This window comes from Pseudomonas sp. UBA6276 (genome assembly GCF_002438365.1).
Lineage (GTDB): Bacteria > Pseudomonadota > Gammaproteobacteria > Pseudomonadales > Pseudomonadaceae > Aquipseudomonas > Aquipseudomonas coleopterorum.
This window is the reverse complement of sequence record NZ_DJUS01000100.1, coordinates 33165-57026: the sequence shown is the minus strand read 5'-3', so window position 1 is coordinate 57026 and position 23862 is coordinate 33165. Positions and strand designations below refer to the sequence as shown.

The window sequence follows — 23862 nt, the reverse complement described above, 5'->3', positions numbered from 1 at the left end:
GAGGTCTTGGCCATCTGCATCAGCGAGATCAGCGCTTCCTGCATGCGCGCACCACCGGAGGCGGCGAAGCAGATCATCGGGCAGCGATTTTCCAGGGCATAGTTGGCAGCGCGCACGAAGCGCTCGCCAACAATGGCGCCCATTGAGCCACCCATGAAGGAAAATTCGAATGCGCTGGCCACCACCGGCATGCCCAACAGGGTGCCGCTCATGGAGATCAGCGCATCCTTTTCACCGGTCTGCTTCTGCGCGGCGGTCAGGCGATCCTTGTACTTCTTGCCGTCGCGGAATTTCAGGCGATCGACCGGCTCCAGATCGGCGCCCAGCTCGGCACGGCCCTCTTCGTCGAGGAAGATGTTCAGGCGCGCACGTGCACCGATACGCATGTGGTGGTTGCACTTGGGGCAGACGTCGAGGGTCTTCTCCAGCTCCGGACGGTACAGCACTGCTTCGCAGGACGGGCATTTGTGCCACAGGCCTTCGGGCACCGAGCTTTTCTTCACCTCCGATCGCATGATCGAAGGGATCAGCTTGTCTACCAACCAGTTGCTCATGCTTTATTTCTCCAGTACCGGGGACTGCTGGCCTGGCCAGGTCCCGCGCATGCTCTTGAGCGTGTTCAGATATGAAACGAATGCGTGGGCGAGCGTGGCGCAGGCTTGATACCTGCGTGCCGCGCGTTTCGCGAAACGTATGGACGGTGCCGGGCAGCGCGCCGTCACATGCCGCTCCCACGCACCGCCTTGATGAAAGCGTCGATCTTGCCGTGGTCCTTGATGCCCTTGCTCGACTCGACCCCGCCGCTGACATCCACCGCCCAGGGTTTGACCTGAGTGATGGCCTGGGCGACGTTGCCCGCATGAAGTCCGCCGGCCAGCACGATCGGCTTGTCCAGGTGCTCGGGCACCAGCGACCAGTCGAAGGCTTCGCCAGTACCGCCGGGCACGCCGGCGACGAAGGTGTCGAGCAGAATGCCGCTGGCGTTGCGATAGGCGCGGCAAGCCGCCTGCAGGTCGTCGCCGGGGCGCACCCGCAGGGCCTTGATGTACGGACGGTGGTAACCCTCGCACTCGGCCGGCGTTTCGTCGCCATGGAACTGCAGCAGGTCCAGCGGCACGGCATCGAGGATTTCGCCCAACTCGCAGCGGCTGGCGTTGACGAACAGGCCCGTAGTGGTCACGAACGGCGGCAGCGCGGCGATGATCGCGCGGGCTTGCTGGACGTTCACCGCCCGCGGACTTTTGGCATAGAACACCAACCCGATCGCATCGGCACCGGCGTGCGCAGCGGCCAAAGCATCCTCTATGCGGGTAATACCGCAGATTTTGCTGCGAACGGCTGACATGTCGGCGAGTACCTCGACTTGGCTAGGGAACGGCGGATGTTAGCAAATGCTGTCGGCAACGTCAGCCAGTGTGTCGAACCCGGTCAGGAAGTGCGGACCGATGTAGCGTTCGGGCAGAGGAAACTCGTCACGGTACTCGACCTGCACCAGGTACAACCCGAACGGATGGGCAGTGACACCGCCGGTCCTGCGCACCCGACTCTGTAACACTTCCGCGGCCCACTCGATGGGCCGCTCGCCGGTGCCGATGGTCATCAGCACGCCGGCGATGTTGCGCACCATGTGGTGCAGGAAGGCATTGGCGCGCACGTCGATGACGATCATCTTGCCGTGCTGGGTGATCCGCAGGTGATGCAGTTGCTTGATCGGTGACTTGGCCTGGCACTGACCGGCGCGGAAGGCGCTGAAATCATGGGTGCCGACCAGCGCCTGTGCGGCGGCAGCCATGCGGGTGACATCCAGCGGGCGATGATTCCAGGTGATTTCCTCGCCCAGGTGGGCGGGCCTGATCTGGTCATTGTAAATGACGTAGCGGTAGCGTCGGGCGATGGCCTTGAAGCGCGCGTGGAAATTGGGCGGCATGACCTTGGCCCAGGTGACGCTGACGTCGTGGGGCAAGTTGATGTTGGCGCCCATCACCCAGGCTTTCATGCTGCGTTCGGCCTGGGTGTCGAAGTGCACCACCTGGCCGCAGGCGTGAACCCCTGCGTCGGTGCGGCCGGCGCACATCAGCGAGACGGGCGAGGCTGCGACCTTGCTCAGAGCGTCTTCGAGGGTTTCCTGGACGGTGCGCACGCCCGACGCCTGGCGCTGCCAGCCGCGATAGCGCGAGCCTTTGTACTCCACGCCCAGCGCGATACGGTAAAAGCCGTCGGCCGCCGATTCGGCGGCCGAGTTGTCGATGTTTTGCACGAAGTTGCAGCCTGTTGGTTAAGCGATGGCGGCGATTATACCGGATCCTGAAATTGCGGCGCCTGGCCCGCCGCCTTCGCGGGCAGAGCCCGCTCCCACAGGGTCCGGCGACGGCACCCCCGGATTATCGGCTGATACGCCCTAGCATTTCGCGTGCCTCGCCCTGCTGCCCGGCGCTGCCTTCCTTCAACACTTCGCCGAGAATGTCGCGGGCGCCATCGTTGTCGCCCATCTCGATGTAGGCACGGGCTAGGTCCAGCTTGGTACCGGCCTCGTCGCCCCCGTCGAGGTAGTCGAAATCATCTTCGCCTTCGATCGGCGGGAGGTCTTCGGGTTTGGGTGGCGTGGCGAACGGTTCGGCCATGGGTGTGCGCGCAAAGCCGTCGGAGAGTTTTTCCAGCTCCGCGTTGATCTCGGTCAGGCGCGATTCCGGTGTTTGCGGCTCTTGAGCATCTTCGGCCAGGGACAGGTCGAAATCTTCCGGCGATGTCGTGTCGTTGTCGTCGGCCGGGCTCGCGGCTGCCGCTTTCTGTTCGGCCAGCAGGGTGTCGAAATCGATGTTGCTGTCCGCGGTGGGCGCGGTGTCCTGAGTGTCGTCCAGGTTCAGATCGAAATCGGTGTCGAAGGTACCGTCCAGCGAATCGGCCGCGCCAGGCTCGTCCTGCAGCAGCTGCTTGACATACTCTGCATCCATTTGCGCAGCAACCGCCGCCGCACCGGCAGCTGCCGCAGCGGCGCCGAGCATGGCCGGGAAGCGGGTCTTCAAGCGCTCGACATCAGCGTGGTTCTGGCCCGTGGCAATCAGCTGTCGCTCCTGACTGACGAAACCATCGCGGTCACCTTGCAAGCCGTAGACTTCCATCAGCTTCAAGCGCAGGTCGCTGCGCTTGGGTTCACGTTCGGTCGCAGCTTCCAGCAATTCGGCGGCGTGATTGAGACGGCCCCGGGCAATGCTCTGTTCCACTTCCGCGAACAGACCTTCATCGGTGTCGATGCTGGGGCGCAGTGGCGGCGTGGGCAGTACGGTCTGCTCAGGCGCCTCAGCGAACGTGGAAGGCGCGGCGCTGGCTCGGGCGCCGGCTACCGAGGCGGCGACCATTGCCGGGGTCAGGTGCACGGTCGCGGCCGGGCGCTCCAGCCCTTCGAAGCTGTTGGGCGGCAGGTCGAGGTCCGGGCCGTGGTCCGGCTCTTCGGCCAGGGCACGGGCCATGCGCATGTGCTTTTCGGCTTCCTGTTGCGCCTTGCGGCGGCGGGCCAGCAACAGCAGCAGCAATAGCAGCGCGGCCAGGGCGCTGGCACCGACCACCATCAGCAGGGTGGAATTGTCGGCGGGCTGGTCGGAAGCGGCGTCGTCGGCCGGATCGTTGACGGCGTCCAGCGGCTCACCCTGAGGCGCTACCGGCGTACTGGCGGCAGCGTCCGGGTTGACCTGTTCGGTGGCACCCGGCACGGTCGGTGCCGGAACCAGCTCGGCGTTGGTTGTCGCAGTGGGGTCACCGGTGGCAGGCGCGCTGCCATCGGCTGTGGGCGCCAGCGCCTCGGCCGGGACCAGGGCTTCGGCAGGCACCGGCACATCGGCGCCAGCCGCCTGCATCTTGGCCAGTTGGTCGTTTTTGAGCTGGATCAGCTTCTGCAACTTGTCGAGCTGGCTCTGCAGATCGGCGTTGCGGCTGCGCAGTTCTTCGTTGTCACGCCGGGTGGCATCCAGCGCTTCCTGGGTCACGGCAAGCTTCTGGTCCAATGCCTTGGCATCGCCTGCCGGACCGTTGGCCTCGCTGGCACCCGACACCAGGCTGAGGTTGTCCTGCGGCGGCGCAGCGGCCGGGGCTGGCGTGCCATTGCCGCGCCGCGTGGCGTCGACCTGCTGGGCACGCGGGCCCAGCCGACGGCCTTCGCGCCACGCAGCATTCTGTCGCGCGACTTCGGCCACTGCCGGCCCAGGCGCAGTGGCCGATGTCTGTTGCACGTCAGGCATGCGCAGGACCTGCCCGGTCTTGAGACGGTTGATGTTACCGTCCAGGAACGCGTCGGGGTTGAGCGCCTGGATGGCCAGCATGGCCTGCTGGACCGAACCGCCCTGGCGATTGCGCGCGGCGATCTCCCACAGCGTATCGCGCGAACCGGTTGTGTAGGACGCCTGGTTGACGGTGGCCGCCGGCGCACTCACTGCAGGTCGAGGAGCGTTCTGCGCGGCTTGCGCGGCCTGCGGAGCAAACTGCGCCGGATCGAGCAGCATGCTGTAGTCGCGCAGCAGACGACCGCTGGGGAAGTTGACCTGAACCAGAAACTTCACCAGCGGCGCGGACAAGGGTTGGGTCGAGGTCACACGGATGACGCTGCGGCCATTGGCGTTGATCACCGGCGTGAAGCGCAGGCTGTCCAGAAACGCCTGGCGCTCGACGCCCGCCTTGCTGAACTCCTCGGCCGGGGCCAGCACGGGCTGGACCTCGGCGGCGCTCAGGCCGCGCACGTCGAGCAGTTCTATCTCGGCCAGCAGAGGCTGGTTCACCGCAGACCTGAGGGTCAATTCCCCCAGCTCCAGGGCGTTGGCGATACCGGAGGACAGCGCCGAAGCGGCAGCCATTGCTAACACCAGTTTGCGAACTTGAACCATGGCCTAATCCTTGTTTGAACATTCCTCGGCAAGCGAGAAGAAGCTTGCACTGTCGCACGAACGACTGTCACACGCGATCAGCTGGGCAAAGCGTGCCAACCCTCTGCAAATTGTCGGCAAGTATCTTTTAGCCATGACCTTTAATCAACAACTCGGCCACTTGTACCGCATTCAGGGCTGCACCCTTGCGCACGTTGTCCACCGTGGCCCACAGGCTCAGCGCCTGGGGATCATCGATGCCGGTACGCACCCGGCCCACGTACACCACGTCCTGGCCCACCGCATCGCCCACCGCTGTAGGGTAGTCGTCTTCCACCGTTTCGATACCCGGCGCTGTCGCCAGGACCTGGTTGACGGCGGCAAGGTCGAGCGCGGTGCCGCTCTGCACGGCGATGCTGTAGCTGTCGCCGAAGAACACCGGGGCCTGCACGCAGGTCACCGAAATCTTCAAGGTCGGCATGCCGAGCAGCTCACGCAGTTCGCTCACCAGACGGCGTTCCAGCGGCACATGGCCCTGCGCGTCGGGCGTGCCAACCTGCGCCAGCAGGTTGAAGGCCATCTGGCGGTCGAAGAAGCGCGGCTCCAGCGGCCGTACATTGAGCAGTTCGGCAGTCTGCCGGGCCAGTTCGCTGACCGCTTCGCGACCAAGGGCCGACACGGCCAGGCACGCCGTGACGTGGACCTGCTGGAGATCCAGCACAGCGCGCAGGGGCGCCAGGATCACGGCCAGGGCAATGGCGGCGGCGCTGGGGCTGGCCACCTGCACGGGCAGCGGTAGATCGGCAAGTATGGCGGCGTTGGCTTCCGGCACCACATTGGGCGCCTCGTTCACCGGCAGGCCGCCCGAAAGATCGATGATCGTGCAACCGGCCGCCGTCGCACGTGGGGCGAAGCTGCGGGTCACTGCGGGACCGGCTGCGAAAAACACCCATTTGACCAGACTGAAATCGAACTGATCGACTTCACGCACACGCACGTTCTTGCCGCGATACGCCACCGACGCGCCAGCCGATTCGCTGCTGGCCAGCAGATGCAACGCGCCGACCGGAAAGTCCCGTTCTTCCAGCACCTGCACAAGCGTTTCGCCGACCGTACCGGTGGCGCCGATCACGGCGATGTCGAAAGTCTGGGGCATGGGCAGGGTCCTCGAAGTATGAACAGGCCGCGCACTCTATCGGTTATCGACCGTTTTGTCCGCGTCGCATCCCGTAGCAGCGGTCATCGGCCGCGAAACTGACGCCGTGGCTCGCCTGAACCAGCGCGGCGCACTCTTCGCGGCCACGGACCGCTCCTACGAACATGCGCACGCCAGAAGTAGGAGCGGTCATCGGCCGTGAACGGTGCGATGCGATCGCTCAGTCCTTTTTGTCTCTTTTGAACGCCGCTTCGAGTGCGTCGTTGATCGTGCGCAGCACCTTGACCCGTGCCCAACGCTTGTCATTGGCCTCCACCAGCGTCCAGGGTGCCACTTCGCTGCTGGTGCGGTCGACCATGTCGCCCACGGCATCGCGATAGGCGCCCCATTTCTCACGGTTGCGCCAATCGTCTTCGGTGATCTTGAAACGCTTGAAGGGGATCTGTTCGCGCTCCTTGAAGCGCTCGAGCTGGGTCTGCTCGTCGATGGCCAGCCAGAATTTGACCAGCACCACGCCGGCCTCGGTGAGTTGTTCTTCGAAGTCGTTGATTTCGCTGTAGGCACGCATCCAATCAGACGCACTGCAAAAACCCTCGACCCGTTCCACCAGCACGCGGCCATACCAGGAGCGATCGAACACGGTGAATTTGCCGCGCGCCGGCAGCTGGCGCCAGAACCGCCACAGGTAGGGCTGGGCCAGTTCGTCCTGAGTGGGCGCGGCGATGGGCACGATGTGGTACTGGCGCGGGTCCAGCGCAGCGGCGACGCGTTTGATCGCACCGCCCTTGCCGGCCGCATCGTTGCCTTCGAACACGGCCACCAAGGCATGACGGCGCATGCGCTTGTCGCGCATCAGCCCGGCCAGACGCGCCTGCTCGGCGATCAGTTGGCGTTCGTAATCGTCTTTTTCCAGCCGCTTGCTCAGGTCCAGGCTGCCGATCAGGCTGCGCTTGTCGATGCTCTCGCCCAAAGTGGCCACAGCCTGAGCCTTGGGTTTGGCAGGCGCCTTGAGGGCGGCCTGCAAACCCTCCAGAAGAATCTGTCCAACCGCCAGGCTGCGGTAGTGGGCATCGGCACCTTCGATCACATGCCACGGCGCATAGTCGCGGTCGGTCCTGCGGACCACGCGTTCGCCGAAGCGTACGAAGCGGTCGTAGGTCTTGGACTGTTGCCAGTCCAGCGGGCTGATTCGCCAGCTGTGCAATGGATCGTCACGCAGCGACTTGAGCCGCGCCTTCATCTGCTGTTTGGACAGATGGAACCAGAATTTGAAGATCAGCGCGCCTTCGTCGTAGAGCATCCGCTCCAGCCGCTGCGCACCGTTGATGGCTTGTTCCAGACGGCCGTCCTTGATATCGCCATGGACGCGATCCTGGATCATCTGGCTGTACCAGTTGCCAAAGAACACGCCCATGCGGCCCTTGGCCGGCAGCTGACGCCAGTAGCGCCAGGCCGGTGGGTGGGCGAGTTCTTCGTCGGTCTTGTCGTCGAAGGTCCGCACCTCGATCAGGCGCGGGTCCATCCATTCGTTGAGCAACTTGACCGTCTCGCCCTTGCCGGCCCCTTCGACCCCATTGATCAGCACGATCACCGGAAAGCGCGCCTGCTCCTTGAGCTCGTACTGGGCCTCGAGCAGCGCTTCGCGCAAGGCTGGCAAGCGCGCTTCATAGGTGTCCTTGTCGATGGCATGACCAATTTCGGCAGATTCGAACATGGGGCAGGCATTCCTCGTCGGTTAGCTTGACTGAGCCTCGCCGGGCTCGGGGCTACGCTGTGTATCACTATTGAAGCCGACCTGCTCGAGCAGGGTTAGTTCGGCAAGCAAGGTGTTCTCGGCGTCCTGGCGACGCCGGGCGATGTCGTTGGCGCGGCGCAGGTAATCACCACTGCTGCCCGGCTCCTGGCTGTCATCGAGCGCAGTGAGTTCGTCGGCGAAGGGCGCCAGGCGCACCTCCAGGGTTCGTGCGTAGCGTTCGCGCAGGTAGTCGGCCCAGAAGGTCTGACGCGGCATGAACGTCGCGAATGCCGATCCGTTTTCGGCTTGCAGGACCTCGGTCTGCGCCGCGTCGTAGATCTCGACACCAATGCCGGCAGTCGCCGCATACGCCATGCTGTGCGGCTGCCCGGGCAAGCTCAGACGACGAGCCAGGTAGGTCCGCAAGGCCATGCGCACTTCCGCTTCATCGACGACGATGCCCCGGCGTCGGCGCTCGGTGATGATACGGCGGGCGATGGCTTCGAGCTGGTCGAGCCTGAACAGCCCACGGGCCAGTTCATAAAGGCGCTGGCCACGCTGCGCCCAAGTGGCGCCTTGCAGGGCGTCGTGCTGCAGCACCTGCACCTCCATGTCACTGAACATCAGCCGCTCGCCATCCACGCAGGTGTCCAACTGCTCGGCCATGGTATAGAGACGCTGGCGCAACTGACGATTCGCGGAGGCACCGACGATGACGTTCCACACGCGCCGCGTCATTTCGGCCGCATTGCTGATGAAATCCGGCGTACGGCGCAGATTGTCGATCAGGTCGATGAAGGCCGCCGACCCCTCTTCTTCGGTCAGTCCCTGCCAAAGCTGCGCCCGATGGCGTCGCTCCACTTCACTTGCACCCTGCAGCCAGGGGTCGACCGAAGGCCGTCCCACCCGAGTCGGACGGACGTCGTTGGTGCGGTGGGTATAAAACTGGAACCGTCGTTGCGGCCGTGCGCTGCCCAGCTGACGCAGCGTTTGAGTGTCCAACGAATTACGATCGAGAAAGACATCGACACTGCGCTCCTCGGCCATTTCGGTAAATACTGCATCGGGGATGTGACGCAGTCGAGTGCGGTACAGGTTCAAGGTACGCAACGCTGGCAGGCGCGAAGCCCACTGCGGCCAATGAGGCAGAGCCAGGCCTGCCAGGTTCAGTTGCTGAAGCTGGGCGAAGCCGCTGGACGAAGCGATCTGGCCCACGGTGTTGCCGCTCAGGTTCAGCATGCTCAGATTGGGCAGGCGGCCAAGCCGGTCGAGTAACGCCTGATCCAGGGTCAGATTGCACAACGTCAAGTCCAGCTCGGTCAGTTGAGTCAACCGATCGACCGCTTCGGGTAGATGGCCGAGGGCGCATTCACGCAGCGTCAAACTGCGCAGTTGCGCAAAGCTGCCCAATAGGTTGGTCAGCGCCTGAGCATCTATCGTGCTGCCGGTCAGGTTCAGGTGTGTGACGAAGCGCAGGTCAGCGCTCAGGGCGGGAAAGTCGAGCAGCGGCACGTAGGTGAGGTTGAGGTAATAGTTGAAGCCATGGGCGGCGCGCTCGGAGGGCAGTTGGCGGCGCCAGGCAATGTCCAGGCGTGCCGTGACGTCGGCGCGGTAGTACACCAGGTCGCCGCTGCTGGCGTTGTACCGCGCCGGTAGATTGGCCGGCGCCGGTCGACGGGACCAGGCTTCCAGTTGAGCGTGCATTTGCCCGCGCTCGTAGGTGAGGTTGTCCAACCCCTGCATGATGCCGGCGCGACTCATGCCGGTCTCCTCGTACAATCCCAATAATTCGCGCGCGGCCCGTTCGCTGGTGCCGGGGTAGACACGACGAATGCGCGCCACCAGCACTCGGCGCGACAGGGCCACCTCGCGCCGGCCGCTCATGGGGTAACCCACGCGCCCGTACCCATCGCGCATCGGTGCTCTGAAGCGATCCGGTGACGGCGTCTGCCCCAGCCAGCGGGCACAGTCGTCGCGATGGGCGAAAGCGTAGTCACGCACCGCATCGGCCTGGGCGGTTTCACCCAGCACCACCTTTATGGCCTGCTCCAGCTCGAGGCTGTCCACCGACTGCGCGACGCTGAAGCACAGGCCTTCGAACGCGCGGTTCAGGCGTTGGCACTGCTGATAGATGCGGGCACGTTCGGCCAGTTTCAGGGGAATGCGGCGGTTGGACAGCATCTGCGCCTGTTCGCCCGGCGGTACATCAAGCAACACCTCTTCGGCGGCTGCCACGCTCAGGGCAGGAAAATCGCGACGAATCAGTTGGCTGGCAGGGCCGCTGCCGAAATGGGTGGCGTCGTAGAGTGCTTCGAACCGGGCCTGAGCGGCGTCGTCGGCCAGTCCGGCGCTTTGCACCTGACGATGCAGGGCGAAGCGTTGCAGCGCGTCGGTCAGCAGGGCGGCGGGTTGATCGGCCTGGGCATGGATGTCGTCCAATGCGGACTGTGGCAGACCGGTGCTGGCCAGGGCATGGTGAAGATCCTGCGGCTCCATGCCTGACAGCCGCCAGCCCAGGCGGTCACGTAGCGTAGTGCCAGGTGCCTCGGGTTGCTGCTCGGCGGCCAGTCGCCAACCCGTACTGGTTTCTTCAATAAGGGGCTCATAGGCCTGTGTGTCGCTTGGGTGAGTGATGCGCCATTGCCGGTAGCGATCGTCGAAGCGCAGGTCGTGGACGCGGCCATCGATGACTACGCTGTCACGCGTTTCATCGTGGTAGAGGCGATCGGTTTCGGGCAGCAAATCGGCAGGCAGGGCCTGAACGGCGACGTATTCGTCCAGGTTGGGATGCCAGAGATGGTGGCGACCGTCAGTGAGCGTTACCGGTATCAGCTCTGCCAACTGGGTCTGGGCAGCCACTTCGGGCACTTTGGGCGCTATCCATGTCCGGCCGGCGTGCACGACGCCTGCGAAGACCGCCATGGTCGCCAGGTTCTCGGCCACGCCCATGACGTGGGTGAACGCGGCGTGGTCATCGCCCTGGCGCCAATCGTCGATGCCGCTGAGCACCTCATGCAGCAACTGTGCAGCAGCGCAGGCGAGCATCGCCGTACCCAGTGCCGGGACCAGCAGCCCGGCAATATTGAGCAGAGTCATGCCAGCACCCAGGTACCGTCGACGCTCACGCTCCAGGGCAATGGCGTCTTCATCGGCGGTCGGCACCGCCATCACTCGGGCATCCTGGTAGACCTTGATCAAGCGATCGCTGTGCTGCAACTTGAAAAGATCGCCCAGCACCGGGCGCTTTTCCAGGTTCAGGTGCTGTTGCCAATCGCCAGCCGGGTTGTCGAGCCGTTGCAGCAGACGCTGGATGAACGGTGCGGCGAACTTCTCGCCAGCCAGTGCGCCGAAATAGCTTCGGAAATCGGTCTGCTTCAGCTTCTCTCCCAATGCTGCGGCAAAGGCCTTGAACGACGGGTATTGCTTGACCGGATGATCCGGCTCGCCCGGCATCAGCACCACGCAGCGGCCATCCACGGTCGATTCGATCAACTGCACGCCGTAGAGCGCCACGGCGGCGAAATCGGTGCTGCCCAGCAGACGCAGCCAGTGATAGCGCACCGCGTTGCCCGCCCAGGCCGGCGTTGCACCTTCGGCAACCTGCAGGAGCATGCGGTAGGCATCTTCGTCGATATCGTCACGCAACCGGGCGATGTGGGTCAGCACCGCAAAGTGGGCGCGATCATTGCGCTTGAACAGTGCCGCCACGTGTTCGGGTTTGAACACCGTATCCAGATGAGCCTGGTACTGCTTGCCCAGGTCCAGGCTGCGGCACATCGTGGTGAATCGCTTCGGATCGATGGCGATCGCCGGCTTGTCGCTGCGGGCGCGGAAATCGATGTCCTTGTCGGCCGTGACGTACTCGACCCCGCCGACCGGCAGCACCATCGAACCCTGCGCAAACTGCAGGTTCGCCTCGAAGTTCTGCATGGCGGCAACCAGCAGGTTCTGCTCGATGGGCCAGCGGTGGCTGAAACCCATCCCAACGTTGTGCATGGCGCGCACCAACGAATAACGACGCGGGTCGATGTCGAGTTGAAACTGCTCGCGGATCGCTTCGCTTACCAGGTCGGCGCAGAACTCGGTGATATCGCGCAAGTCGGCCAGCACTGGAGCAAGGGCCAGCTTGGCGGCATGGCTCTCGTTCTGACTGGCGCTCAAGGCTTGGCGCATCGCCGGGCTGGCCTGGGTCAACCAGGTGGGCAGCCGCTGCGCGACGATGCGTGCGTGGCGACTGTCTCGGGCACTGGCCGCTTCACTCATTGGGGGGTAGATCGTGTGCATGCTCGGCTCCTTGCCGAAAGAGGAAGCGTGCACGGTAGCCAGTGCGGAACCCGCCGGGACGTGTATTAATCACCACCTGAAGACGGCCATGAGCTGCGCTGCGGCCCAAGCGTCCTTGCGCTCGCGAACCCGGGCCTGCGCGTTACAATGCCCGCTTGCCCATTGCCGAAGCCGTCATGAAAACCCCGAGCCTTCTCGCCCAGCTGGACTGGACCGACACCGGTCACCCTCGATCGCGCGCCTTTGGCGACGTGTATTTCGCCGCCGACGGCCTGGCCGAAACCCGCCATGTGTTCATCGAGCAGAATCAGTTGGCCGCACGCTTCGCCGCCCTTCCGGACGACGGTCGTCTGGTGATCGGGGAGACCGGCTTCGGCACCGGGCTGAGTTTTCTCTGCGCCTGGCAATGTTTCGCTGCCTCGGCCGCACCGGGCGCCCGTCTGCATTTCATCAGCGTGGAAAAATACCCCCTGAGCGCCGCCGACTTGACCCGTGCCCTGGCGCTGTGGCCGGAACTGTCGGCCTACAGCGACGCACTGCTGGCGCAGTATGTGGCCGTGCATGAAGGCTTTCAACGCTTGGTCTTCGACGGCGGCCGGGTCACCCTGACGCTGCTGATCGGCGATGCGCTGGAGCAGCTGCCATGCCTCGAGGGCCAGGTCGACGCCTGGTTTCTGGATGGTTTCGCCCCGGCGTGCAACCCCGACATGTGGACCCCCGAGCTGTTCGCCGAGCTGGCGAGGCTGGCGGCGCCCGGGGCGACGCTGGCAACGTTCACCAGTACCGGCTGGGTGCGCCGCGGCTTGGCGGCGGTCGGCTTCAAGATGAAACGGGTGCCGGGCATCGGCAACAAATGGCATGTGTCCCGAGGCGTGTTCCTGGGCGATAGCGGCGCGCCTGCGCCTGCGGCCAAGCCCTGGTTCGCCCGCCCCGAGCCGCTCACGGGTGAGCGCCACGCGCTGGTCATCGGTGCCGGCCTGGCAGGGTGCGCCACCGCAGCCAGCCTGGCGGCGCGCGGCTGGCGCGTGTCGTTGCTCGAACGGCATGCCGAGGTCGCCCAGGAAGCGTCGGGCAATCCCCAGGGCGTGCTGTACTTGAAGCTGTCAGCCCACGGCACGGCGCTTTCGCAGTTGATCCTGGCCGGCTTCGGCCACACCCGTCGCCTGCTCGAACAACTGCAACGCGGGCACGACTGGGATGCCTGCGGCGTGCTGCAACTGGCCTTCGACGACAAGGAAGCGCAGCGCCAGCAGCAACTGGCCGATGCATTCCAGCCGGAACTGCTGCACCGACTGGATCGTCTCGAAGCCCAAGCGCAGGCAGGTGTCGAACTGCCCAGCGGCGGTCTGTTCTACCCTGAAGGTGGCTGGGTCCACCCGCCGGCGCTGTGCGAGCATCTGGCCCGCCATCCGCGCATCACCTTGCTGCGCCATCATGACGTGGCCGAACTGCGCTACCTCGACGGTCAATGGCAGGCCTTCGACGGTGACCACCACCTGGCCAGTGCGCCAGTGGCCGTGCTGACTTGCGCCGCCCAAGTCAGTGCCTTTGCCCAGACCGCCGCGCTGCCGCTCAAGCGCATTCGCGGACAGATCACCCGCCTGCCCGAAACGTCGCGCAGCGCTGCGCTGTCGACGGTGGTCTGCGCCGAAGGCTACGTCGCCCCTGCCCGTTCGGGCGAACACACGCTGGGCGCCAGCTTCGATTTCCACAGCGACGACCTGACACCGACCCAGGCCGACAACCTCGACAACCTCGCACTGCTCGAGGCCATTTCCCCGGATCTGGCAAGTCGCATCGACAGCGCCTCGATACCTATCGAGCAACTGCAAGGCCGGGCCGGATTTCGCTGCACCAGCCCTGACTACCTGCCCATCATCGGGCCGGTGGCCGACGCTCAGGCCTTCGCCGAGCGCTTTGCGATCCTGGCCAAGGACGCCCGTCAGGTGCCCGAGCAGCCTTGCCCGTGGCTGCCGGGGCTGTACGTGAACAGCGGGCATGGCTCGCGGGGGCTGATCACTGCCCCGCTGTCGGGTGAACTGATCGCTGCCTGGCTGGACGACGAGCCTTTGCCTCTGCCACGCGAGGTGGCCTGGGCGTGTCATCCGAATCGCTTCGCGCTGCGGCGCCTGATACGCAACAAAGCTTGAACCTGCTTGGGGGCCGGTACTCACAGTCACAGCCCCTTCCGCTGCCGAGGCGTGAGCGTCGCGGCTTCACCGTCATGAAGAAACCAGCCCATGTTGCGTATCCAGGGTTTGCACAAGACCTACTCCACACCGCAAGGCCCGCTGCCCGTGCTGCAAGGCATCGACCTGCACCTGGAGCGTGGCGCCAGCCTGGCCCTGATGGGTGAATCGGGCAGCGGCAAAAGTACTCTGCTGCACTTGGTGGCTGGTCTGGATGTCGCCGACAGCGGGCGAATCGAAGCCGCCGGGCAGGTGCTTACCCAGATGAGCGAACGAGAACTGGCGCGCTGGCGGCGCTGCGACATCGGCCTGATCTTCCAGCAGTTCAACCTGATCGGCAGCCTCAGCGTGGCCGACAACCTTGCCTTCCAGGCCCGTCTGGCCGGGCGCCTGGACCCTCACTGGCAGCGCGAACTGGCCGAACGGCTGGGCCTGTCGGCCCTGTTGCAGCGCTACCCCGAGCAACTGTCCGGCGGGCAGCAGCAGCGCGTGGCCTTGGGCCGCGCCCTGGCCTCGCGCCCGCCGCTGTTGCTGGCCGACGAGCCCACCGGCAACCTCGATGAGGCCACCAGCGAACAGGCGCTGGAGCTGATGCTGGAGCTGCTGCAAGCCACGGGCAGCACGCTTTTGATGGTGACTCACAGCCCGCTGGTGGCCGCGCGCCTTGAACATCGCGTGGTACTCAAGGCCGGCCGCATCGTCGCCGGGGCGGATCGCTGACGTGGCGGTGCTGTACTGGACCCTGCGCAGCCTGCTCAGCCATTGGCGCCGGCATCCGGTCCAGGGCGTGGCACTGATCACCGGCCTGTGGCTGGCCACTGCGTTGTTTACCGGCGTGCTCGCGCTGAACAGCCAGGCGCGGCAGAGCTATGCACTGGCCAGCCAGATGATCGGCGGGCAGGCCCAGGCGAACATCGTGGCACGCGACGGCGCAGAGCTGGCGCAATCGACCTTCGTTGCACTGCGCCTGCAGGGTTGGCCGGTCTCGCCGGTGCTCGAAGGTCGAATCACCCTGCCCTCCCGTCCGCAACTGCGCCTGCAGGTGGTGGGGATCGAGCCGTTGACGTTGCCGGTGGGCAGTCCCGTGGCGGGCGCGGTGCCCAGTGTGGATGAGCTGAGCGCCTTCATCGGCGCACCCGGCCGAACCTGGGTGGCACCACAGACCCTGCGCGAACTGGGCGCAGAGGAAGGCGCACGCCTGCAGACCAGCAACGGCAGCACGCTGCCTCCCTTGCAGACACGCGCCCAGGCGGCACCCGGGGTGTTGCTGATGGACATCGGTGCGGCGCAGACGGTCCTGCAGATGCCCGACCAGTTGAGCCGACTGCTGCTGCCCAGGACGTTCCAGCACGCTCTTCCCGAGGCTTACACCGAGCGCCTGCAGATCAACCGCAGCGACGCCGATGGCGACCTTGCCCGTTTGACCGACAGTTTCCACCTGAACCTGACCGCCCTGGGCCTGCTGGCCTTCGTGGTCGGTCTGTTCATCGTCCATGCCGCTATCGGCCTGGCGCTGGAGCAACGCCGCGCCCTGCTACGCACCCTGCGCGCCTGTGGCGTGAGCGCGGCCTTGCTGGTGCTGGCCCTGGTGCTGGAGCTGGGCCTGCTGGCGCTGCTCGGTGGCCTGGCCGGCATTGCCAGCGGCTACGGACTGGCCAGCTTGCTGCTGCCGGACGTCGCCGCCAGCCTGCGCGGCCTGTATGGCGCAGAAGTCGCCGGGCAATTGAACCTGAGTCCGTCGTGGTGGCTGGCAGGCCTGGCGCTGAGCCTGGGCGGCGTACTGCTGGCCGGTGCCGACAGCCTGTGGCGCGCCGCACGCCTGCCGCTGCTGTCTCTGTCGGGTGGCGAAGCCTGGCATCAGGCCCATCGCCAATGGCTGCGGCGTCAGGCCGTGGTGGCTGCGGCGGCAGCCGTATTGGCGCTGGCATGTGCCGTGTTCGGCAACGGTCTGGCCAGTGGCTTCGTGCTGATGGGCAGCCTCTTGCTGGCGGCGGCACTGGCCCTGCCGGTCCTGCTCAGCACTGTCCTCGCCCTGCTTGCCCAGCGTCGTTGGGGCGTACTGGGACAATGGTTTCTTGCCGACTGCCGTCAGCAGTTGCCAGGCCTGAGCCTGGCGCTCATGGCATTGCTGTTGGCCTTGGCCGCCAACATCGGCGCCGCGAGCATGACCGAGGGTTTTCGGCAGACTTTCAGTGGCTGGCTGGAACAGCGCCTGAGCGCCGAGCTGTACCTGCGCCCGCAACACCCCGAGCAGGCTCAGGCGCTGCAGCACTGGTTGCAGCAACAGAATGAAGTGCGACAGGTGCTGCCGGGCTGGGAAATGCAGATCCGTCAGCAAGGCTGGCCAACCGAATTGGCGGCGGTGATCGATGCTCCTCTCTATCGCCAGCACTGGCCGCTGCTCGAACAGGCCGCCGGCAACCCGTGGGATCAATTGTTTTCCGGCGACAACCTGATGCTCAGCGAGCAACTGGCCCGCCGCCTGAATGTGGGCATCGGCGCGCGGCTCACACTGCCCGCCGCCCAGGGACAATGGAACCCGACGGTGGTAGGTATCTACGCCGACTACGGCAACCCCAAGGGGCATATCCTGGTCAGTGCCGAGCAGTTCCAGCGTCACTGGCCCGGTACCCCGCCCGCGCGCTTCGCGTTGCGCATGGCCGAGGCCGATACCGCCTCTCTGAAAGACAAGGTGCAACAAGCGTTCGGCCTGGACGACAGCCATGTGGTGGAGCAGCAACAACTCAAGCGCTGGGCCTCGCAGGTTTTCGAACGCACCTTCAGCGCCACCGCCGCGCTGAATGCGCTGACCCTGGGTGTGGCCGGGGTCGCCCTGTTCATTGGCTTGCTCACCCAGAGCCAGAGTCGCTTGGGCCAGCTCGCACCGCTGTGGGCGATGGGTGTCGGCCGTCGCCAACTGATCCTGTTGAGTGTGGCGCAGACCTTGATCCTGGCCCTGCTGACCTTGCTGCTCGCCGTGCCGCTGGGCATTCTGCTCGCCTGGTGTCTAGTCGCGGTGATCAATGTGCAGGCCTTCGGCTGGCGCCTGCCGTTGCAAGTGTTTCCCTTGCAGATTCTGCAACTGTGCGGCTTGGCACTGATCGCCGCGATGCTGGCTTCGGCCTGGCCCATGCGGCGTCTGCAACGCAGCCAACCCACCGACCTGCTGCGAGTGATGGCCAGTGAACGCTAAGCTGATGCAAACCCTGTTGCTGACTGTATTGCTCGCAGTGAGCGGGTGCGACCCGACGCCGCCGCCGGCCGGTTTCGCCGGTCTGGGCGGACAGGCTGGCGACTTCGCCCAGGTCAAACCGGGCAAGGTCTTCAGCTTTCCGGCCGATCATGGCGCCCACACGGACTTCCGCATCGAATGGTGGTACCTGACCGCCAACCTCGAAGACGACCAGGGCCAGCGCTTCGGTGTGCAATGGACCCTGTTCCGCAGCGCCCTGGCGCCGGGCAGCACGGCGTCCGGCTGGAACAACCGCAATCTGTGGATCGGTCATGCCGGACTCACTTCGGCGACTGACCACTACAGCGCGCAGACCTTGGCCCGAGGCGGTATCGGCCAGGCGGGTGTAGAGGTCAAACCCTTCAACGCCTGGATCGACGATTGGCACCTGCGCAGCCAGCCGGGCGCCGCGGACAGCCTCGCGGCCATGGACGTGCAGGCCAAAGGCCAGGGCTTCGCCTACCAATTGACCCTGACCAGCGAGCGTGCGCTGGTGCTTCAGGGCGAGCAGGGCTACAGCCGCAAGTCCGATGCCGGACAGGCTTCGTATTACTACAGCCAGCCGTTTTTCAGCGCAGCCGGGCAGGTGCAGATCGAAGGCAAGCGCTATCAGGTCAAGGGCCGTGCCTGGCTCGACCGGGAATGGAGCAGCCAACCGTTGGCCGCCGATCAGTCCGGCTGGGACTGGTTTTCCCTGCACCTGGACGACGGTCAGCAGTTGATGGTGTTTCGTCTGCGTGGCGCCGGCGAACAACATTTTCTCAGCGGCAACTGGATAGACGCGCAGGGCCATAGCACGCCGTTGGCACCGGGCAGCATCAGCCTGCGCCCACTGCAGGACACTCTTGTGGCCGGCAGGCAGGTGCCCACGCGCTGGGCCATCGACATCCCCAGCCATGCCTTGCATGTGGAAACCACGGCATTGAACCCCAAGGCCTGGATGGCGGTAGGCACGCCCTACTGGGAAGGCCCGGTGACCCTGACCGGGAGCCACGGCGGCGAAGGCTATCTGGAAATGACCGGATACTGATACACGCACGGCTTTTTGTACAAATATCAAACCAACCGGCATCGCAGCGGTCCTTGTACAAATACCTCAGGACGCTCCGTCAAGGCATGCCGACCCCCAGCGCTTTTGCCAAACACTGGTTCGCCAGCCGTCAATGGAAGCCGTTTCCTTTCCAGAAGGACGTCTGGGCCGCCGTCAAACGCGGCGAGTCGGGCATGCTTCACGCCAGCACCGGTGCCGGCAAGACCTACGCGGTCTGGTTCGCCGCCCTGCAACGTTTCGCCAAGGCCGGTCCCGTCATACCCAAGGGTAAACGCAAGCCCGTCATGGCACCCTTGACGGTGTTGTGGATCACCCCCATGCGCGCCCTGGCCGCCGACACCCTGCGCGCCCTGCAGGTACCGGTAGACGAATTGCAGATCGGCTGGAGCCTGGGCCTGCGCACCGGCGACACCAGCAGCAGCGACCGTGCCAAGCAAACCCGTCGGTTGCCGTCGGCGCTGGTGACCACACCGGAAAGCCTGACGCTGCTGCTGGCCCGCGACAAGGCCTGCGAAGAGTTGAGCAGCGTTGCTATGGTTGTCGTCGATGAATGGCATGAACTGATCGGCAACAAGCGCGGGGTGCAGTTGCAACTGGCGCTGGCGCGGCTGCGGCAATGGAATCCGCAACTCATCGTCTGGGGTATTTCAGCCACCTTGGGCAACCAGGCTCATGCGCAGGAAGTTCTGCTACCAGGCCAATCCAGCGTCAGCGTACAGGGCGCCCAGGCCAAGACCATCGAGGTCGACACCCTCTTGCCTGCGGCCATCGAGCGGTTTCCCTGGGGCGGTCACATGGGCCTGCGCATGCTCGATCAGGTGGTGGCCGAAATCGATCGCAGCAGCAGCTGCCTGGTGTTCACCAACACCCGCGCGCAGTCCGAAATCTGGTTCCAGGCGATCCTCGACGCCCGTCCGGATTGGGCGGGCATCATCGCCCTGCACCACAGCTCGTTGTCGCGTGAGGTGCGCGAGTGGGTCGAACGCGCCCTCAAGGATGGCCAGCTCAAGGCGGTGGTGTGCACTTCGAGCCTGGACCTGGGGGTCGACTTCCTGCCGGTGGAACGGGTGCTGCAAATCGGGTCGGCCAAGGGCATTGCGCGCTTGATGCAACGGGCCGGCCGCTCCGGACATGCCCCGGGCCGGGCTTCGCGGGTCACCCTGGTACCGACCCACAGCATGGAACTGGTGGAAGCGGCGGCCGCCCATGATGCGGTCGCACAGCGGCGCATCGAGCCGCGCGAATCGCCGGAGAAACCATTGGATGTGCTGGTCCAGCACCTGGTCAGCATGGCCCTGGGTGGCGGCTTCCTGCCGAAACGACTGCTGGCCGAGGTGCGCACGACCTGGGCCTACCGCAACCTCAGCGACGATGAATGGCAATGGGCCCTGGCGTTCGTGCGCTACGGCGGCCACTCGCTGACCGCCTACCCGGACTACCGCCGAGTCGAGCCGGACGAGCACGGCCTGTGGCGCGTGCCCGATGCGCGTCTGGCCCGCCGTCACCGCATGGGCATCGGTACCATCGTCAGCGATGCCAGCCTGCAACTCAAATACTGGAGCAAGGGCGGCGGCGGCCGCTCTTTGGGCAGTGTCGAGGAGGGCTTTATCGCCCGCCTCAAACCGGGCGACGGTTTCCTCTTCGCCGGTCGCCAACTGGAGCTGGTGCGAGTCGAAGACATGACCGCCTACGTCAAGCGCAGCACCGCCAAGAAGGCTGCCGTGCCGCGCTGGAATGGCGGCCGCATGCCGCTGTCCGGCGAACTGGCCGACGCGCTGGTGGCGAAACTGGGCGCCGCCGCCCGCGGCGAGTACGACAGCCCGGAGATGCGCGCCGTACGCCCGCTGCTCGATGTACAGCAGCAATGGTCAGCGCTGCCCAGCGAAACCACGCTGCTGGCGGAAACCCTCAAGTCGCGCGAGGGCTGGCATCTGTTCCTCTACCCCTTCGGCGGTCGTCAGGTGCATCTGGGGCTGGGCAGTCTGCTGGCCTGGCGCCTGGCCCAACGCCAACCCCTGACCTTCTCCATTGCCGTGAACGACTACGGCCTGGAGCTGCTCAGCGCCACGGAAGTGGACTGGGCCACCCAACTCGACCCGGCGCTGCTCAGCGCCCAGGGTCTATTGAACGACGTGCTGGCCAGCCTCAACGCCGGCGAGTTGGCCTTGCGACGCTTCCGCGAGATTGCGCGGATCTCCGGGCTGGTGTTCGGCGGCTATCCCGGATCGCAAAAAAGTACCCGACAGGTGCAGGCCTCCAGCGGTCTGTTCTTCCAGGTATTCAAGCAATACGATGCCGGCAACCTGCTGCTGACCCAGGCCCAGGAAGAGGTCCTGAAACAGGAGCTCGAAGTCGAGCGACTGGAGCATGTGCTGGAACAGATCGCCAGCCGTCGACTGGATTTGCACGCCGTCAAGCGCCCCACCCCGCTGGGCTTTCCGCTGCTGGTGGAACGCTTCCGCGAAAGCCTGAGCTCGGAGAAGCTGGCCGATCGTATCCGCCGCATGGTCGGCGACCTGGAGAAAGCCGCAGGATGAGTGAGTATTGCAGCGTACAACTGGCGGGTGCCGAACTCTGGTTGCTGGCCGAAAAGGCCATCTACTGGCCTGAACGTGAAGTCCTGCTGATCGCCGACGCGCACTTTGGCAAGGCGGCCGCCTACCGCAAGTTGGGGCAACCCGTGCCCCATGGCACCACCGCCAGCAACCTGCAGGTGATCGATCGGATCATGGGAAGATACCCGACCCGGCACCTGATCTTCCTGGGCGATTTTCTTCACGCACCGGGGTCGCACTCGGCAGGAACACTGGGCGCGCTGGCCGCCTGGCGTGCGGAAGTCGCAGATCTACGCATCACGTTGATTCGAGGCAACCACGACAAGCGCGCAGGCGACCCACCGTCCGAGCTGCGTTTCGACGTGGTGACGGAGCCCTTGGAAATGGGCCCGTTCGCACTGCAACACGAACCGGACGCGCATCCGACCCTGCACGTGCTGGCCGGACACATACACCCGGTGTACCGGCTGCATGGGCGGGGGCGACAGAGCTTGCGGCTGCCGTGCTACCTGCTGGGCGGCAAGTTCAGCCTGCTACCGGCCTTCGGCGCGTTCACCGGCGGATTCAACATGAACAACGACGCCAACCAGCGTGTGTACGTGGTCGGCGACGGTGGCGTCTGGCAGGTCGCCTGAGCGATCAGGCCACGGGCGCGGGCGGTGGCTCGTCGGGGACGGTCGGGCTGCCGGGTTCGGTCGGCTGCGGGGTATCAGGATCGGGTTGGCCGGGTACTCCACCGGCCATGTGGCCGTAAGAGTCGGCCAGAAGCGACCAGGCAAGTATGCCAATCTGGTTGGGTTGCAGCTGAGCCAGTTGAGCACTGATAGTCGGGTCGATTTTCATAGACACTCCTGAGCGATGGCCCGGCCTACGGTAAGCAAGCCGGGGAGTTCACTCATATGGAGTGGGAAATGGGCAACTAGTTCGCCTACCGCCGGTTTCAGGTACGCGGCAGGGTGACGCCGCGCTGACCTTGATACTTGCCACCGCGGTCCTTGTAGGAGACTTCGCACTCCTCGTCGGACTCCAGGAACAGCATCTGCGCCACCCCTTCATTCGCATAGATCTTGGCCGGCAACGTCGTGGTGTTGGAGAACTCCAGGGTCACGTGCCCTTCCCATTCCGGCTCCAGCGGCGTGACGTTGACGATGATGCCGCAACGCGCGTAGGTGCTCTTGCCCAGGCAGATGGTCAGNNATGCGGAAGTACTCGACGGTGCGCGCCAGGGCGAAAGAGTTCGGCGGAATGATGCAGACGTCGCTCTTGATATCGACGAAGCTCTTCTCGTCGAAATTCTTGGGGTCGACGGTGGCCGAATTGATGTTGGTGAACACCTTGAATTCGTCGGCGCAGCGCACGTCGTAGCCGTAGCTGGACACCCCGAAGGAAATCACGCGATCGGCGCCCTCGCCGCGCACCTGGCGTTCGACGTAGGGTTCGATCATGCCGTGTTCTTGCGCCATGCGGCGAATCCACTTGTCCGATTTGATGCTCATGGCGGGTGTCCTGAATAGCGAGGTGAATAGAATCCGAGCGGCATCTTACCGGGCCTCGCGCCAGGGTTCAAAGACTGCCTCGCCCAATGCCCGTCCAACCTGCCACAGGTCGACGCGAGGCCGCCGATCAACATTTGCAAGAAACCCTCAAAAGACCATTGGCACGTTCCCGAAAAAGGGTTAAGGTGGCGTCACTGTGTTGCTTGTGTCACTGAGAATCTCTACCCGATGTCCAACATCTTCATGAATTTTCCTGCTCTTTGCACTCAGTCTCGGCCAGGGCTCTTCCCGAACCGCAGTTAACTTTGTCCAAGGAGATACACCATGTCCAATCGCCAAACCGGTACCGTCAAGTGGTTCAACGATGAAAAAGGCTTCGGCTTCATCACTCCACAATCCGGTGACGACCTGTTCGTACACTTCAAAGCCATCCAGGCTGACGGCTTCAAAAGCCTGAAAGAAGGCCAGCAGGTCTCTTTCATCGCTACCCGCGGTCAGAAAGGCATGCAAGCTGAAGAAGTTCAAGTTGTCTAACTTGAGCTGAACAGCTTCTAAAAGACCCCGCCCTCACCGGCGGGGTTTTTTTATGCCCGCGATTCGTCGACTTTCCGCAAAAGCGGCGAGCGCACCCCAGTGCACCCGCCGCCCATTCGACGGCAATCAGTCGTCAGTCATGGTAATGCTGGGCATCGCCGGTGCATCGGCTTCCTGTAGGACGATCCGCGCGCCGACGTGCCGGGCCAGTTCCTGATAGACCATGGCAATCTGGCTTTCCGGCTCGGCCGCTGCGGTCGGTTTGCCGCCGTCGGCCTGCTCGCGAATCAGCATCGACAGCGGCAACGACGCCAGCAGCTCGACCCCGTATTGCGACGCCAGCTTCTCGCCCCCGCCTTCGCCGAACAGGTGCTCGGCATGGCCGCAGTTGGAGCAGATGTGCACGGCCATGTTCTCGACCACGCCGAGCACCGGGATGTGCACCTTGCGGAACATCTCCACACCCTTGCGGGCATCCAGCAAGGCCAGGTCCTGGGGCGTGGTGACGATCACCGCACCCGCCACCGGCACCTTCTGCGCCAGGGTCAGCTGGATGTCGCCGGTGCCAGGCGGCATGTCGATGACCAGGTAATCGAGGTCGTCCCAGGCGGTCTGGGTGACCAGCTGCAACAGCGCCCCGGACACCATCGGACCACGCCAGACCATGGGCGTGTTGTCATCGGTGAGGAAGGCCATCGACATCACTTCCACGCCATGGGCCTGGATGGGCACGAACCATTTCTGATCCTTGACCTTGGGCCGGGTGCCCTCGGCGATGCC

The 23862-nt window shown here is 64.8% G+C and carries 16 protein-coding genes and 1 pseudogene; 7 read left to right on the top strand and 10 right to left on the bottom strand.

Going from position 1 to position 23862, the window contains the following annotated elements; translation table 11 throughout:
• From B2V21_RS11490 to B2V21_RS11460, 7 genes are all read right to left on the bottom strand, one after another.
• Nucleotides 1-554: acetyl-CoA carboxylase carboxyltransferase subunit beta (locus B2V21_RS11490; RefSeq protein WP_286916910.1), on the bottom strand; the 554-nt coding region annotated here is incomplete at its 3' end.
• Between the two features lie 164 nt (nucleotides 555-718).
• Complete coding sequence (locus B2V21_RS11485) at nucleotides 719-1345, bottom strand: phosphoribosylanthranilate isomerase (RefSeq protein WP_049862178.1); 627 nt, start codon at nucleotides 1343-1345, stop codon at nucleotides 719-721.
• A gap of 39 nt (nucleotides 1346-1384) precedes the next feature.
• Nucleotides 1385-2257, bottom strand: a complete 873-nt coding sequence (truA, locus tag B2V21_RS11480) for a tRNA pseudouridine(38-40) synthase TruA (protein ID WP_286916909.1) — start codon at nucleotides 2255-2257, stop codon at nucleotides 1385-1387.
• A gap of 124 nt (nucleotides 2258-2381) precedes the next feature.
• Nucleotides 2382-4871 (bottom strand): FimV/HubP family polar landmark protein, encoded by a 2490-nt coding sequence (locus B2V21_RS11475; RefSeq protein ID WP_286916908.1) that lies wholly within the window; start codon nucleotides 4869-4871, stop codon nucleotides 2382-2384.
• A gap of 127 nt (nucleotides 4872-4998) precedes the next feature.
• Nucleotides 4999-6006, bottom strand: a complete 1008-nt coding sequence (locus B2V21_RS11470) for an aspartate-semialdehyde dehydrogenase (protein WP_286916907.1) — start codon at nucleotides 6004-6006, stop codon at nucleotides 4999-5001.
• A gap of 220 nt (nucleotides 6007-6226) precedes the next feature.
• Nucleotides 6227-7720, bottom strand: a complete 1494-nt coding sequence (gene pap / locus B2V21_RS11465; protein ID WP_056843793.1) for a polyphosphate:AMP phosphotransferase — start codon at nucleotides 7718-7720, stop codon at nucleotides 6227-6229.
• Nucleotides 7721-7741: 21 nt separating this feature from the next.
• Nucleotides 7742-12025: an NEL-type E3 ubiquitin ligase domain-containing protein gene (locus tag B2V21_RS11460; protein WP_286916906.1), complete on the bottom strand. Its 4284-nt coding sequence runs from the start codon at nucleotides 12023-12025 to the stop codon at nucleotides 7742-7744.
• A 176-nt stretch (nucleotides 12026-12201) separates the two neighbouring features.
• Here B2V21_RS11460 and mnmC point away from each other — a divergent pair, with 176 nt between their 5' ends.
• The 6 genes from mnmC (at nucleotide 12202) to pdeM (ending at nucleotide 21687) form a co-directional block, all read left to right on the top strand.
• Nucleotides 12202-14175 carry a bifunctional tRNA (5-methylaminomethyl-2-thiouridine)(34)-methyltransferase MnmD/FAD-dependent 5-carboxymethylaminomethyl-2-thiouridine(34) oxidoreductase MnmC gene (mnmC, locus tag B2V21_RS11455; protein WP_286916905.1) on the top strand — a complete coding sequence of 658 codons (1974 nt, stop codon included), beginning with the start codon at nucleotides 12202-12204 and terminating at the stop codon, nucleotides 14173-14175.
• A gap of 90 nt (nucleotides 14176-14265) precedes the next feature.
• Nucleotides 14266-14934 carry an ABC transporter ATP-binding protein gene (locus B2V21_RS11450; protein WP_286916904.1) on the top strand — a complete coding sequence of 223 codons (669 nt, stop codon included), beginning with the start codon at nucleotides 14266-14268 and terminating at the stop codon, nucleotides 14932-14934.
• A gap of 1 nt (nucleotide 14935) precedes the next feature.
• Complete coding sequence (locus B2V21_RS11445; protein WP_286916912.1) at nucleotides 14936-17407, top strand: ABC transporter permease; 2472 nt, start codon at nucleotides 14936-14938, stop codon at nucleotides 17405-17407.
• Nucleotides 17408-17411: 4 nt separating this feature from the next.
• Nucleotides 17412-18476: a lipocalin-like domain-containing protein gene (locus B2V21_RS11440; RefSeq protein WP_192068887.1), complete on the top strand. Its 1065-nt coding sequence runs from the start codon at nucleotides 17412-17414 to the stop codon at nucleotides 18474-18476.
• Nucleotides 18477-18562: 86 nt separating this feature from the next.
• Nucleotides 18563-21034 (top strand): ligase-associated DNA damage response DEXH box helicase, encoded by a 2472-nt coding sequence (locus B2V21_RS11435; protein WP_286916903.1) that lies wholly within the window; start codon nucleotides 18563-18565, stop codon nucleotides 21032-21034.
• Entirely contained in the window at nucleotides 21031-21687 is a 657-nt protein-coding gene (gene pdeM, locus B2V21_RS11430; protein ID WP_286916902.1) for a ligase-associated DNA damage response endonuclease PdeM, read from the top strand. Before B2V21_RS11435 ends, pdeM begins: the two co-directional genes overlap by 4 nt.
• Nucleotides 21688-21691: 4 nt before the next feature.
• On the opposite strand, the gene B2V21_RS11425 is transcribed toward pdeM, so the two are convergent.
• Together B2V21_RS11425 and dcd are read right to left on the bottom strand one after the other, a co-directional pair.
• Nucleotides 21692-21895 carry a hypothetical protein gene (locus tag B2V21_RS11425; RefSeq protein WP_122743695.1) on the bottom strand — a complete coding sequence of 68 codons (204 nt, stop codon included), beginning with the start codon at nucleotides 21893-21895 and terminating at the stop codon, nucleotides 21692-21694.
• Between the two features lie 97 nt (nucleotides 21896-21992).
• Nucleotides 21993-22548: pseudogene (dcd, locus tag B2V21_RS11420) on the bottom strand (dCTP deaminase).
• A gap of 324 nt (nucleotides 22549-22872) precedes the next feature.
• Here dcd and B2V21_RS11415 point away from each other — a divergent pair.
• A complete protein-coding gene (locus tag B2V21_RS11415; RefSeq protein WP_049862192.1) occupies nucleotides 22873-23082 on the top strand; it encodes a cold-shock protein in 210 nt (69 codons plus the stop codon).
• 126 nt (nucleotides 23083-23208) lie between these two features.
• Here the strand turns inward: B2V21_RS11415 and B2V21_RS11410 are convergent.
• Nucleotides 23209-23862: Mrp/NBP35 family ATP-binding protein (locus tag B2V21_RS11410; RefSeq protein ID WP_286916901.1), on the bottom strand; the 654-nt coding region annotated here is incomplete at its 5' end.

Excerpts from the sequence above, each read along its gene's own strand:
- B2V21_RS11440 (WP_192068887.1), top strand. The coding sequence starts at position 17,412 with ATGCAAACCCTGTTGCTGACTGTATTGCTCGCAGTGAGCGGGTGCGAC.
- B2V21_RS11475 (WP_286916908.1), bottom strand. The coding sequence starts at position 4,871 with ATGGTTCAAGTTCGCAAACTGGTGTTAGCAATGGCTGCCGCTTCGGCG.
- B2V21_RS11425 (WP_122743695.1), bottom strand. The coding sequence starts at position 21,895 with ATGAAAATCGACCCGACTATCAGTGCTCAACTGGCTCAGCTGCAACCC.
- mnmC (WP_286916905.1), top strand. The coding sequence starts at position 12,202 with ATGAAAACCCCGAGCCTTCTCGCCCAGCTGGACTGGACCGACACCGGT.
- B2V21_RS11435 (WP_286916903.1), top strand. The coding sequence starts at position 18,563 with ATGCCGACCCCCAGCGCTTTTGCCAAACACTGGTTCGCCAGCCGTCAA.
- B2V21_RS11485 (WP_049862178.1), bottom strand. The coding sequence starts at position 1,345 with ATGTCAGCCGTTCGCAGCAAAATCTGCGGTATTACCCGCATAGAGGAT.
- B2V21_RS11470 (WP_286916907.1), bottom strand. The coding sequence starts at position 6,006 with ATGCCCCAGACTTTCGACATCGCCGTGATCGGCGCCACCGGTACGGTC.
- pap (WP_056843793.1), bottom strand. The coding sequence starts at position 7,720 with ATGTTCGAATCTGCCGAAATTGGTCATGCCATCGACAAGGACACCTAT.
- pdeM (WP_286916902.1), top strand. The coding sequence starts at position 21,031 with ATGAGTGAGTATTGCAGCGTACAACTGGCGGGTGCCGAACTCTGGTTG.
- B2V21_RS11415 (WP_049862192.1), top strand. The coding sequence starts at position 22,873 with ATGTCCAATCGCCAAACCGGTACCGTCAAGTGGTTCAACGATGAAAAA.
- B2V21_RS11460 (WP_286916906.1), bottom strand. The coding sequence starts at position 12,025 with ATGCACACGATCTACCCCCCAATGAGTGAAGCGGCCAGTGCCCGAGAC.
- B2V21_RS11450 (WP_286916904.1), top strand. The coding sequence starts at position 14,266 with ATGTTGCGTATCCAGGGTTTGCACAAGACCTACTCCACACCGCAAGGC.